This is a genomic window from Yersinia sp. 2541 StPb PI, from assembly GCF_052217145.1.
Classification (GTDB): Bacteria; Pseudomonadota; Gammaproteobacteria; order Enterobacterales; family Enterobacteriaceae; genus Yersinia; species Yersinia enterocolitica_E.
The window spans coordinates 4,727,273-4,741,412 of the sequence record NZ_JAZGQB010000001.1 but is presented as its reverse complement, the minus strand read 5'-3'; the positions used below and the strand labels follow the sequence as shown (position 1 = coordinate 4,741,412).

Sequence of the window (14,140 nt, the reverse complement as noted above, 5' to 3'; positions counted from 1 at the left end):
TCAGTGTCCGCGCATTTTTTGCTGTTGCTGTTTAAGTTGTTCTGCCACCTGCAACAAGCTGGCCTCGACTTTGGCAAGCCATGAGGAGGGAGTGAATAAACACGGCTGGTGTTGGCTGAATAGCCGCCGTTGTTCGGCAAGACTATGTTCTACAGTGGTTAATTCCACCAGCAATTCCGAGGGAACACTGACAGTTGCCGTGCCCGGTTGGGAAAGTGTGGAGGGTTGGCGGCTGATATCCAGTATTGTGATATGCAATTTATCATCAATTTCTGCATCAATGGATTGGGCATAACCGACACCATTTAATTTAGCGCGCAAGCTCCCTCCTTTGTTCAACCATTGAGCGAGGGCATCTTTTTCTATTTGCAAATGGGTAACTTGAATATCATGCAGGCTGAGCGGTTTTTGCAGCAAAAGCGTCAAAGTGCTGTCTGTCAGGTCGTCTGGTAGAGCATATTGGGATTTGCGGCTGAACATACCGCTTTGTTTGACGACGGTTAGCGCTTGATGGTCACTTTGCTGTTGTTGGTGCTGCAACCACTGACCCTGAACATGCTGTAGTTTCATTAACAGGCTTTGCTGTTGATATCCCTGCTCGGTTAATAACTGTTCAAGCTGCTGTTGCAGCAGCTTAAGCGAACTGAGGTCATGCCACAGGCAATCTTTCAGCAAGATTAAGTCGATGGGTGTCACTTCACTGCGGCCACTAAAGAAAGCACTGGCTTGTAACAGGCGTAGCGCTTTTTTCCAACGTCTATCTGAGACATAGGGCGCTTGTTCTTGCGCACTGAGCCGTTGACGTAACTGAAAAATAAGCTCAAAACAGTGATCCGGTAAGGTGATTTTGTCGATCAACGGTTGCCACTGATAGAACTCTTCATCGCTGATACTGAGATTTTCTGCCACCGGATTATGATTTTCATTCTGTCGGCTGAGCAGTAGTGAGCGGAAGTTCTGCTTCTCTTGTACGCGATCCAGCCATAGACGGATCAACATGCGGTCATAAAGTGCTTCCAGGCTACTATCAGCGTCAGGCAGCTCGTTAGAGGCAGTAACGAGTAATCGCATAGGGATGCTGTCTTCCCGATCACCATTTCTAAAGCGCCGTTCATTAATCGCTGTCAGCAAGGTGTTTAGAATTGCCGGGCCGGCTTTCCAGATCTCATCCAAAAAGACGATTTCAGCCTCCGGCAGGTAACCGCCTGTCATCCGTTGATAGCGTCCCTCCTCTTTCAATGCCTGAATCGAGAGGGGGCCAAACACCTCTTCCGGTGTTGAGAAACGGGTCATCAGATATTCAAATGCACGGGCATTACGGAAGGCAAATTTCAGGCGGCGGGCAATCAGGCTTTTGGCAATTCCCGGTGGGCCGAGCAAAAAAACACTCTCGCCACTGAGGGCGGCCAGCAAACATAAGCGGATAGCTTCCTGTCTTTCATACAGACCACTTTCAAGGGCACTGCTTAAGCGGGAGATTCTTTCTGCTAATTGTGATGATTGCGCCATAATTGTTCTACATGTTCCGTTAGTTGATTGATTTTTACCTGATAAAAAGGAATAAACCATCTTTTCTTCATGGGATCGCTGGTTTTATTAATAAGATAGTTCGTTGATTCGTAGAATTTTTATATCATCAGTTATTTGTAGTTGATGAATTTTCGCTCTGTTAGGTGCCTATTTAAGAGTAGGCAATCCATTGAAATCGTGCATACTGTGCGCCTTTTGGTGGGCGTATAAACAATACAGAACCGAGGATTAAGGTTCTTAAACGCACGCATCAGCTTATGGATGTTCTAGCAAAAAGAAATCAATTATGAGCACAGAACATAAACAGTCTTTATCGGCGGTAACCCTGGCGGCAATAGGGGTAGTTTACGGTGATATTGGTACCAGCCCGCTCTATACCTTGAGAGAGTGCTTTTCTGGTCATTATGGTTTTGATGTCCGCCCGGACGTGGTGTTTGGCTTTTTATCGCTAATTTTCTGGATGCTTATCCTGATTGTCTCGATTAAATATCTTACCTATGTCATGCGGGCCGATAACGCCGGCGAAGGGGGCATTTTAACGTTAATGTCTTTGGCAGGGCGTAATACCTCTTCCAGAGCCACCTCAATACTGGTGATTCTCGGGTTAATTGGCGGCAGTTTCTTTTATGGTGAGGTGGTCATCACCCCGGCAATATCCGTTATGTCGGCCATTGAAGGGCTAGAAATAGCAGCCCCAGCATTAGACCCTTATATTGTTCCCTGCTCCATTGCGGTACTCACCCTGCTGTTTGTAATTCAAAAGCACGGTACCGGCAGTGTCGGTAAATTATTCGCTCCCGTGATGCTGGTCTGGTTTCTGACGATCGCACTACTTGGTTTGCGCAGTATTATTGCGAATCCAGAAGTATTGGTTGCGCTGAATCCTAAATGGGCGATAGGTTTCTTTACTGAATATAAATCCGTGTCGTTTTATGCGCTTGGCGCAGTTGTACTGGCGATAACTGGGGTGGAAGCCTTATATGCAGATATGGGCCATTTTGGTAAATTCCCTATTCGTTTAGCCTGGTTTACCGTGGTTTTGCCCTCATTAGTACTGAACTATTTTGGTCAGGGCGCGTTATTGCTGAAAAATCCTGAAGCCATCAAAAACCCCTTCTTCTTATTAGCTCCTGACTGGGCATTGATTCCGCTGTTAATTCTGGCAACCCTGGCGACCGTTATTGCCTCGCAGGCGGTTATTTCCGGTGTATTCTCGCTCACCCGGCAGGCGGTTCGCCTAGGCTATTTACCGCCAATGCGGATTATTCATACCTCCGAAATGGAATCTGGCCAGATATATATCCCGGTCATTAACTGGACTCTCTATCTGGCGGTGGTATTGGTTATTGTTGGCTTCGAACGTTCCAGTAACCTGGCGGCCGCGTACGGTATCGCCGTAACCGGTACCATGGTGATAACCAGTATTCTGTTCTGCATCGTGGCATTGAAAAACTGGCACTGGAATCGGGTATTTGTCGGCATCTTACTGGTGATTTTGCTGATTATCGATGTCCCTATGTTCTCTGCCAATGCGTTGAAATTGTTCTCCGGTGGTTGGTTGCCAGTGTCTCTGGGGCTGGTGATGTTTATCATCATGACGACCTGGAAAAGTGAACGTTTCGGTTTGCTGCGCCGTATGCATGAACACGGTAATTCACTGGAAGCGATGATTGCTTCATTGGAGAAATCCCCCCCAGTGCGGGTTACGGGTACTGCTGTGTATATGTCGCGCGCAATGAATGTCATTCCCTTCGCGCTGTTGCATAACCTTAAACATAATAAGGTGTTGCATGAACGGGTTGTGCTACTGACATTGCGAACTGAAGATGCGCCGTATGTGCACAATGTGAACCGGGTAACCATCGAACAACTCTCCCCGACGTTTTGGCGAGTGGTGGCCAGTTATGGTTGGCGTGAAACACCGAATGTGGAAGAAATCTTCCATCGCTGCGGCCTGGAGGGGTTGCCATGCCAGATGATGGAAACCTCATTCTTTATGTCCCATGAGTCGCTAATCCTTACCAAGCGGCCGTGGTACCTGTTCCTGCGCGGTAAGTTATTTATTGCGCTCAGTCGGAATGCGCTGCGTGCAGCTGACCAGTTTGAGATCCCACCGAATAGGGTGATTGAGCTTGGGACGCAGGTAGAGATTTAATCTGAAAGGCCGTTATGATTAACGGCCTTTTTTGTACCTATTCTTCTTCTTTTCCCACTGTTCAGCGAAACGTTTCGATGGCGATCACAATTTCATCAAATTGGGTTTGCCTTCTGCGGCTATTTTTCTAAACTCAGTATCAGCGAAACGTTTCGCTGTTGGAGTAGAAAATGAAAAAAGGCGCATTACTTAATTCTGATATTTCCGCTGTTATCTCCCGCCTGGGCCATACCGATCAGGTTGTGATAGGTGATGCGGGGCTGCCGATACCGGCAACCACCACACGTATCGATCTGGCACTGACACGAGGCGTCCCTGGATTTCTTCAGGTTCTTGAGGTGGTAACACAAGAAATGCAGGTTGAAAGTGCAGTCTTGGCGGAGGAGATCGTTAAAAATAATCCGCAACTCCATGAAGCGTTACTCGCGCAACTATCACAACTTGAGCAGCACCAGGGAAACCAAATTGTTTTGCGCTATATCAGCCATGAGGCTTTTAAAGAGCAAACCAAACAAAGCCGGGCAGTGATCCGTAGCGGGGAATGTTCCCCCTTTGCTAATGTCATTCTCTGTTCCGGCGTAACCTTCTGAGGCATTTATGCAACCTTTGCTGCAACTTAAAGGGATTGATAAAGCCTTTCCCGGCGTTAAAGCACTCTCCGGTGCCGCACTGAGTGTCTATCCCGGCAGGGTGATGGCACTGGTAGGCGAAAATGGCGCTGGAAAATCGACCATGATGAAAGTGCTGACCGGCATCTACAGTAAAGATGCTGGCAGTCAGTATTTTATGGGTAAGGAAGTGGCGTTTAATGGCCCAAAAGACTCGCAGGAAGCGGGCATTGGCATTATTCATCAGGAACTTAACCTGATTCCTCAATTAACTATCGCAGAAAACATCTTCTTAGGGCGTGAGTTTGTTAATCGTTTTGGCAGCATCGATTGGAAAAAGATGTATGCCGAAGCCGATTTACTGCTGGCGCGCCTTAATATCAGTTACAGCAGCCATCGGCTGGTGGGCGAGCTTTCCATTGGTGATCAGCAAATGGTGGAAATCGCCAAAGTGCTGAGCTTTGAATCCAAGGTGATCATTATGGATGAGCCAACCGATGCACTCACCGACACTGAAACCGCCTCTCTGTTTAATGTGATTAAAGAACTAAAAGCGGAAGGTCGCGGGATTGTTTATATCTCTCACCGGCTAAAAGAGATTTTTGAGATTTGCGACGACGTCACAGTATTCCGTGATGGGCAATTTATTGCCGAAAAACCGGTTGATAGTCTGACTGAAAACTCACTGATTGAGATGATGGTGGGCCGTAAGCTGGAAGAACAGTACCCGCGCTTGAATATACCCCGTGGTGAAAAGCGTTTGCAGGTCAAACAGCTATGCGGCCCGGGCGTCAAAAATGTCAGTTTCACTTTATACAGTGGCGAAATTTTGGGGGTTGCCGGTCTGATGGGGGCTGGTCGCACCGAGCTGATGAAAATCATCTATGGCGCGCTACCGCGTAAATCAGGTTTTGTGATGTTGGATGGCCGCGAAGTTGTCACCCATTCACCACAAGATGGTCTGGCAAATGGCATTGTCTATATTTCTGAAGACCGCAAACGGGATGGTTTGGTACTTGGAATGTCAGTTAAAGAGAATATGTCTTTGACTGCATTGCGTTATTTTAGCCGTTCAGGTGGTTCGCTCAAGCATGCTGAAGAGCAGCAGGCGGTATCGGATTTCATTCGTTTATTTAATATTAAAACACCTTCCATGGAACAACCTATTGGTTTGTTATCCGGTGGTAACCAGCAGAAAGTGGCTATTGCACGCGGTTTAATGACCCGTCCTAAAGTGTTGATCCTTGATGAACCTACCCGTGGTGTCGACGTCGGGGCTAAAAAAGAAATTTACCAATTAATCAACCAATTCAAACAAGAAGGGTTGAGCATCATTCTGGTTTCCTCAGAAATGCCGGAAGTGCTGGGCATGAGTGACCGCATTCTTGTGATGCATGAAGGCCAGCTAAGCGGCGAGTTCTCTATTGAACAGGCTACCCAGGAAGTGTTGATGGCGGCAGCCGTTGGCAAGCGTGATTTATTGAAAAATAATTTATTTACACTCTAAATAATTCGAGTTGCAGGAAGCTAACGCAAATGCGGCTTGAAATATGACGAGTAGAGCAGGAGTAATCAGATATGAGTTCCCAAGCTATCCAGACAAAACGCTGGTTCAGTAAAGAATGGTTATTAGAACAAAAATCACTGATTGCGCTGCTGGTGCTGATTGCTGTGGTTTCGTCACTAAGCCCGAACTTCTTTACCCTAAATAACATGTTTAACATTCTCCAGCAGACTTCTGTCAATGCCATTATGGCGGTGGGTATGACGCTGGTTATCCTGACATCCGGTATTGATTTGTCTGTCGGGTCATTATTGGCACTGACTGGCGCAGTAGCGGCATCTATTGTTGGGTTGGAAGTGAATGCTTTGGTTGCCGTCGCAGCTGCATTGGCGCTAGGGGCATTTATTGGTGCCATAACCGGGGTCATTGTCGCTAAAGGTAAGGTACAAGCGTTCATTGCCACTCTGGTCATGATGCTGTTATTACGTGGCGTTACTATGGTTTACACCAATGGTAGCCCAGTAAATACCGGTTTTACTGATGTGGCTGATACTTTTGGCTGGTTCGGTATCGGGCGCCCATTGGGTATACCAACACCAATCTGGTTGATGGCTATCGTCTTTATTGCTGTGTGGTACATGTTGCACCACACTCGCCTGGGCCGCTATATCTACGCATTGGGTGGCAATGAGTCAGCAACACGGCTCTCTGGTATTAGCGTAGATAAAGTTAAGATTATTGTTTATTCATTATGTGGATTGTTAGCGGCACTGGCTGGGATTATCGAAGTGGCCCGCCTGTCGTCGGCACAACCTACAGCCGGTACTGGCTATGAACTGGATGCAATCGCAGCCGTGGTTCTTGGGGGTACCAGCCTTGCTGGGGGTAAGGGGCGGATCGTCGGCACCCTGATTGGCGCGTTAATCCTCGGCTTTTTAAATAACGGTTTGAATTTATTGGGTGTCTCCTCTTACTACCAAATGATCGTAAAGGCAGTGGTTATCCTGCTGGCGGTATTGGTAGACAATAAAAGCAGCAAATAACCTCCTAACTCCCTACAGGAATTGCGACCATGAAAATGAAGAAACTAGCTACCTTGATCTCTGTTGTTGCCCTGAGCGCCACCGTAAGTGCTAACGCACTGGCAAAAGACACCATCGCACTGGTAGTTTCCACGTTGAATAATCCGTTCTTTGTTTCAATGAAAGACGGCGCGCAAAAAGAAGCGGATAAACTCGGCTATAACCTGGTGGTATTGGATTCTCAAAATAACCCAGCGAAAGAACTGGCTAACGTGCAGGATCTGACGGTTCGCGGCACCAAACTGTTGCTGATTAACCCAACTGATTCCGATGCAGTCGGTAACGCAGTCAAAATGGCAAATAAGGCCAATATCCCGGTTATCACACTCGACCGTTTGGCAAACTCTGGCACTGTGGTGAGTCACGTTGCCTCCGATAACCGTTTTGGTGGCAAAATGGCCGGTGATTTCATTGCCAAAAAATTGGGTAATGATGCCAAAGTGATTCAGTTGGAAGGGATTGCGGGGGCGTCTGCGGCCCGTGAACGTGGTGAAGGCTTCAAGCAGTCAATGGATCAACATAAATTCCAACTGTTAGCCAGCCAACCTGCTGATTTTGATCGTACTAAAGGTTTGAATGTGATGCAGAACCTGCTGACCGCCCACCCGAATGTTCAGGCTGTATTCGCACAGAACGACGAGATGGCACTGGGCGCACTGCGTGCCTTGCAAACAGCCGGTAAAGCCGATGTGCTAGTGGTTGGTTTTGATGGCACCGACGACGGTCTTAAAGCCGTTCAAGGCGGCAAACTGGGCGCAACTATCGCTCAACGCCCTGACCAGATTGGTGTTATTGGCGTGCAAACCGCTGATAAAGTATTGAAAGGCGAGAAAGTGCAGGCCGTTATCCCGGTTGATTTGAAATTAGTGACTAAATAATATCGAAAAGCAGGGCATATAACGCCGCTACCCTAAAACGGAAAACAAAACGTTACGGGTGGCGGTGTCATTCACAAAGGAATAAATACGATGAAAACAGGCAAACTGGTGGTCTTGGGCAGCATCAATGCCGACCATATTCTGAATGTTGAGCAGTTTCCGCGCCCAGGTGAAACGGTGATCGGGAAGCAGTATAAAGTGGCGTTTGGTGGCAAAGGTGCTAACCAGGCGGTAGCTGCTGGCCGTAGCGGAGCAAACATCGCGTTTATTGCCTGTGTGGGTAAAGATGATATTGGTGACCGGGTGCGCCAGCAATTAGCCAACGATAACATTGATACTGCGCCAATCGAGGCTGTAGCGGATACCACAACCGGTGTTGCTTTGATTTTCGTGAATGGTGAAGGCGAAAACGTCATTGGTATCAATGCCGGTGCTAACTCGGCAGTTACACCTGAATATCTTGGTCGCTACCAGCAGCAAGTTATCGATGCAGATGCATTATTGATGCAACTGGAATCACCACTTGAGACAGTTATTGCTGCCGCTAAATTGGCGAAGCTGCATCAAACACAGGTTATTCTTAATCCGGCACCAGCTCGTGAATTACCGGACGAGCTATTAACGCTGGTGGATATGATTACTCCGAATGAAACAGAAGCCGAGCGTTTAACGGGGATTCATATTGATCAGGATGATGACGCAGCGCAAGCAGCGCAAATTCTGCATGATAAAGGCATCGCTACCGTAATCATTACATTGGGTAGCCGTGGCGTATGGCTTAGTGAACAAGGTAAAGGGAAATTGGTTGCCGGGTTCAAGGTTAACGCCGTAGATACTATTGCTGCTGGTGATACATTCAATGGCGCATTATTAACTGCGTTATTGGAAGGTCAGATAATGGACTCAGCAGTACGTTTTGCTCACGCAGCAGCCGCTATCGCGGTGACTCGCCCCGGCGCGCAGCCCTCTATTCCGTGGCGTGCAGAGATAGACAGTTTCCTACAAGGCCAGGTATAACTTTGGCCACCATGAAAGACGTCGCCCGCCTGGCGGGTGTATCTACGTCAACAGTCTCACATGTTATTAATAAAAACCGCTTTGTCAGTGATCCTATTCGCGACAAAGTGCTGGCTGCTATCAAACAGCTCAACTATGCCCCTTCAGCACTGGCTCGTAGTTTGAAACTCAATCAAACCCGTACCATTGGTATGTTGGTTACCGCCAGTAGCAACCCATTTTATGCTGAAGTAGTCCGTGGCGTGGAGCGCAGTTGCTATGAGCGTGGTTACAGTTTGATTCTATGCAATACCGAAGGCGATATCGATCGCATGAGCCGTAGCATTGAAACTCTGATGCAAAAGCGCGTCGATGGTCTGCTACTGATGTGCACTGAAAATCACCGCCCTTCTCAAGATATTCTGCGTTGCTACCCGTCATTACCGATAATCATGATGGATTGGGCACCCTTTGAGGGCGTCAATGACGTGATTCAGGATAATTCATTATTGGGTGGCGAAATGGCAACCTCATATTTGATTGCCAGAGGCTATACCCGAATTGCCTGTATTGCTGGCCCACAAGATAAAACCCCTGCCAAAGAACGTTTGGAAGGGTACCGTCAGGCTATGGATCGCGCAGGTTTACCTATTCCATCCGGTTATGAAGTTGCCGGTGATTTTGAATTTTGTGGCGGTTTAGTCGCCATGAAACAGTTGCTTGCGCTACCGGAACCGCCAGAAGCGGTATTTACCAGTAATGATGCGATGGCTGTTGGGGTTTATCAGGCATTGCATCAGGCGGGGTTATCGATACCACAAGATATGGCGGTTATTGGTTACGATGATATTGAAATCGCACAATATATGACACCGCCATTGACCACTATCCATCAACCAAAAGACTCCCTTGGTGAACTGGCTATTGATACACTGATTCATCGATTGAATAACCCGGAAGCGGAACCACAAGTTCTGATTCTCACTCCCGAGCTAATCGAGCGGGGATCGGTGGTCAGTTGTTAAACTTCACTCTCCGCAGGTTGTGTGGCTTTTTTGCTATTACGGCCTTGAATTAGATTGTCGCCATCATTTGGTTTCAGTAATAAGAACACCATGGATGAAAGTAATGTCACTATTCCCATTGTAATAAAGGTGTAGTGGAAGTGATCGACATTGCCACCAAACGATAACCCATCATAAAACCGCAATACCACCGCACTAATGGCAACGCCAAAGCTAATGGCCAGTTGTTGGGTTACCGCCAAAACACTGTTACCTGAGCTGGCATTGTTATCGGTTAAGTCAGCCAGTGTGATGGTATTCATCGCAGTGAACTGTGTCGACATTGCCATCCCCAAGACAAACAGCGGCAATATCATCATCCACGGCGACATGCCCGGTGATTGCAGCGCAAATAGCGCAATCAGCACTCCGATAATAACCGTAATACCTACCAATACAGTCCTATAACCCAGTGAACGTAATACTTGAGTAACGGCAGATTTTGCCATCATCGAACCAATGGCGGTTGGGGCCATCATACAACCGGCAATAATAGCGGAATAGCCAAATCCGACCTGCAACATCAGTGGCATTAGGAAAGGAACGCAGCCAGTCCCTAAACGCGAGGCCACGTTACCGGCAATCCCAACCGAGAATGTTCGGTTTTTAAATAGCGGTAAACCAATCAATGGATTTGGATGACCTTTGGCGTGGAATATATAGAAGAGCAACATCAATAAACCACTCAGTAACACCGTGACTGGCAGATAGCTGGCGATATCCGGTCGGCCCATTATCTCCAGACTTACTGATATCAGGACCAAACTGCTACCAAATAGCAGGAAACCGATAATATCAAAGGCACGTTTAGGCATGGTGAAGTCCGGCATATATTTACGGGCATAAAAGATGCCCAGTAAGCCGATAGGAATATTAAGGATAAAGATCCAATGCCAAGTGGTATAGGTCACCAGTAATCCACCTAATAGTGGCCCCATCACCGGGCCGACTAACCCTGGGATAGTGACAAAATTCAGAACCGGCAATAATTCACTGCGTGGGTAAGCCCTGATCAGCGCAAGCCGGGCCACAGGCATCATCATTGCGCCACCCACCCCTTGAATAACCCGGGAGGCCACCAGAAAAGCCAATGAATCTGAAAGTGCACACAGTAATGACCCTAGCGTAAATAGAGATACAGCCAGAATGAATACCCGTCGGGTACCAAAACGGTCCGCTAGCCAGCCACTCACTGGAATCAACATCGCGACCGTCAGGGTATAGCTGATAATTGCTGACTGCATGGTCAGTGGTGAGCGGTTAAGGCTTTCAGCAATTGATGGGAGTGCCGTATTCAGTATGGTGGCATCCAAAGCCTGCATAAAGAAGGCCATGGCAGCTAGCCAAGGAAGGCCCGCCATACTGCGTGCAGATTTTATCATTGTTCGTCCTGATTATAGGGGTGAGTGTGAGCACCTTCTTTATATATATAGATAGAACAGCTAGCCGTTAATTTTTATCTGTTAATAATACCTGACATGCCAGCAAGGCTCCCTGACTGTCACCTGCCAAAATTGTATCAACAATATCCTGATGGTATTGCAGCTTAATCACTTCATCGCCGGTAATGGCGCGAAAATAGCTGTGATAAACCGAACTGAACAAATTGGCGAAAGAGGTCAAAAACGGATTACCACTGGCTTCATATATTAACTGATGAAATTGAGCATCCACTTGAATCCATTTTTCACGATTAAAGTGAGTATCTAACGCACGCATCTCTGCAATCAGTGATGCTAACAATGCTCGCTGTTGCTCATTGGCATTAATGGCTGCCAATGAACAGGCTTGAGGCTCAAGTGAGGTTCTTAATATAAGGAAGTGTTGCATCACTTGATCGAAATTCTCTCTGTTCAGCCACCAAGTGAGTAACTCCTGATCAAGGTAGTTCCAATTTGTTTGTGGCATCACTCGGGTACCAATGCGTGGGCGGGGTAATAACATCCCTTTTGCTGCCAGCATCTTTACTGCTTCACGAACGGCAGTACGACTAACACCAAATTGCTCCCCCAACTCTATCTCACCAGGCAGTATGCTGCCGGCTGCATATTCTCCGGCGAGAATTCGCTGGCCAATCTTCTCAGCCAACAGGTAAGAGAGATTTCGCTGGGCGGCCTGTTGTTGGGTATTTAGTTGCATGGTGATTTGTCCTATCTATCTTCTTATATATCTATTTTACTCTACTGTTTAACACTGGTAGTGAATGTTTAGCTTAATAATTGTTTAAACATTGGTCTTTTAGCCTATTTTTGCTGAAATAAAACGCGGTTGAAAAGTTTTTTCAAATTAGGGGTTGCAGGCTGGCAGGAACTCCCTATAATGCGCCTCCACTGACTGGGAACAACGAAACATACTTCGCCGGGTCAGGAAGCGAAAAGAATGATTTTGACTTCGAAAGAAACCAAAGAAACTCTTGACTCTTCAGCGGGAAAGCGTATTATCTGCCTCCCGCGTTACCGTAAGATTCGCCGAAAGGCAAACGGGTAACGAACGCTCTTTAACAATTTATCAGACAATCTGTGTGGGCACTCGCAAGACGATATCGAAGCCTGTTTCGGCAGGCAGAAGAAATATCAAAGTCTTGAAGAGTGACCAAAGCAGTACACATTTGAACTTCGGTTCGAATGCATATTTGCAGAAAGTAATCTTTGAGCATCGCTGCTTTTATTAGTAGCAAATCAAACAAATCTTAAATTGAAGAGTTTGATCATGGCTCAGATTGAACGCTGGCGGCAGGCCTAACACATGCAAGTCGAGCGGCAGCGGGAAGTAGTTTACTACTTTGCCGGCGAGCGGCGGACGGGTGAGTAATGTCTGGGAAACTGCCTGATGGAGGGGGATAACTACTGGAAACGGTAGCTAATACCGCATGACCTCGCAAGAGCAAAGTGGGGGACCTTCGGGCCTCACGCCATCGGATGTGCCCAGATGGGATTAGCTAGTAGGTGGGGTAATGGCTCACCTAGGCGACGATCCCTAGCTGGTCTGAGAGGATGACCAGCCACACTGGAACTGAGACACGGTCCAGACTCCTACGGGAGGCAGCAGTGGGGAATATTGCACAATGGGCGCAAGCCTGATGCAGCCATGCCGCGTGTGTGAAGAAGGCCTTCGGGTTGTAAAGCACTTTCAGCGAGGAGGAAGGCAGTCGTGTTAATAGCACGATTGATTGACGTTACTCGCAGAAGAAGCACCGGCTAACTCCGTGCCAGCAGCCGCGGTAATACGGAGGGTGCAAGCGTTAATCGGAATTACTGGGCGTAAAGCGCACGCAGGCGGTTTGTTAAGTCAGATGTGAAATCCCCGCGCTTAACGTGGGAACTGCATTTGAAACTGGCAAGCTAGAGTCTTGTAGAGGGGGGTAGAATTCCAGGTGTAGCGGTGAAATGCGTAGAGATCTGGAGGAATACCGGTGGCGAAGGCGGCCCCCTGGACAAAGACTGACGCTCAGGTGCGAAAGCGTGGGGAGCAAACAGGATTAGATACCCTGGTAGTCCACGCTGTAAACGATGTCGACTTGGAGGTTGTGCCCTTGAGGCGTGGCTTCCGGAGCTAACGCGTTAAGTCGACCGCCTGGGGAGTACGGCCGCAAGGTTAAAACTCAAATGAATTGACGGGGGCCCGCACAAGCGGTGGAGCATGTGGTTTAATTCGATGCAACGCGAAGAACCTTACCTACTCTTGACATCCACAGAACTTAGCAGAGATGCTTCGGTGCCTTCGGGAACTGTGAGACAGGTGCTGCATGGCTGTCGTCAGCTCGTGTTGTGAAATGTTGGGTTAAGTCCCGCAACGAGCGCAACCCTTATCCTTTGTTGCCAGCACGTAATGGTGGGAACTCAAGGGAGACTGCCGGTGATAAACCGGAGGAAGGTGGGGATGACGTCAAGTCATCATGGCCCTTACGAGTAGGGCTACACACGTGCTACAATGGCAGATACAAAGTGAAGCGAACTCGCGAGAGCAAGCGGACCACATAAAGTCTGTCGTAGTCCGGATTGGAGTCTGCAACTCGACTCCATGAAGTCGGAATCGCTAGTAATCGTAGATCAGAATGCTACGGTGAATACGTTCCCGGGCCTTGTACACACCGCCCGTCACACCATGGGAGTGGGTTGCAAAAGAAGTAGGTAGCTTAACCTTCGGGAGGGCGCTTACCACTTTGTGATTCATGACTGGGGTGAAGTCGTAACAAGGTAACCGTAGGGGAACCTGCGGTTGGATCACCTCCTTACCTAACGATACGCATTGCGCAGTGTCCACACAGATTGTCTGATGAATGTAAATGAGCAAGAGCACCTGTTGATGAGGGTGATGATTGTG

Annotated in this window: 10 protein-coding genes and 1 rRNA gene; 8 read left to right on the top strand and 3 right to left on the bottom strand. The window is 47.9% G+C overall.

The genetic code is table 11. From position 1 onward, the window contains the following. Positions 1-1,509 carry an ATPase RavA gene (ravA, locus tag V1953_RS21275; protein WP_442851274.1) on the bottom strand — a complete coding sequence of 503 codons (1,509 nt, stop codon included), beginning with the start codon at positions 1,507-1,509 and terminating at the stop codon, positions 1-3. Between the two features lie 307 nt (positions 1,510-1,816). Between ravA and kup the strand changes: the two genes are divergently transcribed. The 7 genes from kup (at position 1,817) to rbsR (ending at position 9,778) form a co-directional block, all read left to right on the top strand. Then, a complete protein-coding gene (gene kup / locus V1953_RS21270) occupies positions 1,817-3,685 on the top strand; it encodes a low affinity potassium transporter Kup (RefSeq protein ID WP_083161595.1) in 1,869 nt (622 codons plus the stop codon). Between the two features lie 170 nt (positions 3,686-3,855). Further along, positions 3,856-4,275, top strand: a complete 420-nt coding sequence (gene rbsD / locus V1953_RS21265) for a D-ribose pyranase (RefSeq protein WP_083161597.1) — start codon at positions 3,856-3,858, stop codon at positions 4,273-4,275. A gap of 7 nt (positions 4,276-4,282) precedes the next feature. Further along, positions 4,283-5,800, top strand: a complete 1,518-nt coding sequence (rbsA, locus tag V1953_RS21260) for a ribose ABC transporter ATP-binding protein RbsA (protein WP_083161599.1) — start codon at positions 4,283-4,285, stop codon at positions 5,798-5,800. Positions 5,801-5,871: 71 nt separating this feature from the next. Then, the gene (rbsC, locus tag V1953_RS21255; protein ID WP_083161601.1) at positions 5,872-6,840 is read left to right on the top strand and encodes a ribose ABC transporter permease; all 969 of its coding nucleotides are present in this window, start codon (positions 5,872-5,874) and stop codon (positions 6,838-6,840) included. A 29-nt stretch (positions 6,841-6,869) separates the two neighbouring features. Beyond that, positions 6,870-7,757 carry a ribose ABC transporter substrate-binding protein RbsB gene (rbsB, locus tag V1953_RS21250; protein ID WP_083161603.1) on the top strand — a complete coding sequence of 296 codons (888 nt, stop codon included), beginning with the start codon at positions 6,870-6,872 and terminating at the stop codon, positions 7,755-7,757. 90 nt (positions 7,758-7,847) lie between these two features. Further along, a complete protein-coding gene (gene rbsK, locus V1953_RS21245) occupies positions 7,848-8,774 on the top strand; it encodes a ribokinase (protein WP_083161605.1) in 927 nt (308 codons plus the stop codon). 2 nt (positions 8,775-8,776) lie between these two features. Beyond that, the gene (gene rbsR, locus V1953_RS21240) at positions 8,777-9,778 is read left to right on the top strand and encodes a ribose operon transcriptional repressor RbsR (RefSeq protein WP_083161607.1); all 1,002 of its coding nucleotides are present in this window, start codon (positions 8,777-8,779) and stop codon (positions 9,776-9,778) included. On the opposite strand, the gene mdtD is transcribed toward rbsR, so the two are convergent. Together mdtD and V1953_RS21230 are read right to left on the bottom strand one after the other, a co-directional pair. Then, positions 9,775-11,199 carry a multidrug transporter subunit MdtD gene (gene mdtD / locus V1953_RS21235; RefSeq protein WP_083161609.1) on the bottom strand — a complete coding sequence of 475 codons (1,425 nt, stop codon included), beginning with the start codon at positions 11,197-11,199 and terminating at the stop codon, positions 9,775-9,777. The genes rbsR and mdtD overlap by 4 nt on opposite strands. A gap of 67 nt (positions 11,200-11,266) precedes the next feature. Continuing rightward, positions 11,267-11,956, bottom strand: a complete 690-nt coding sequence (locus V1953_RS21230; protein WP_083161611.1) for a FadR/GntR family transcriptional regulator — start codon at positions 11,954-11,956, stop codon at positions 11,267-11,269. 552 nt (positions 11,957-12,508) lie between these two features. Here V1953_RS21230 and V1953_RS21225 point away from each other — a divergent pair. Beyond that, a 16S ribosomal RNA gene (locus tag V1953_RS21225) occupies positions 12,509-14,051 on the top strand. Positions 14,052-14,140: the final 89 nt, after the last annotated feature.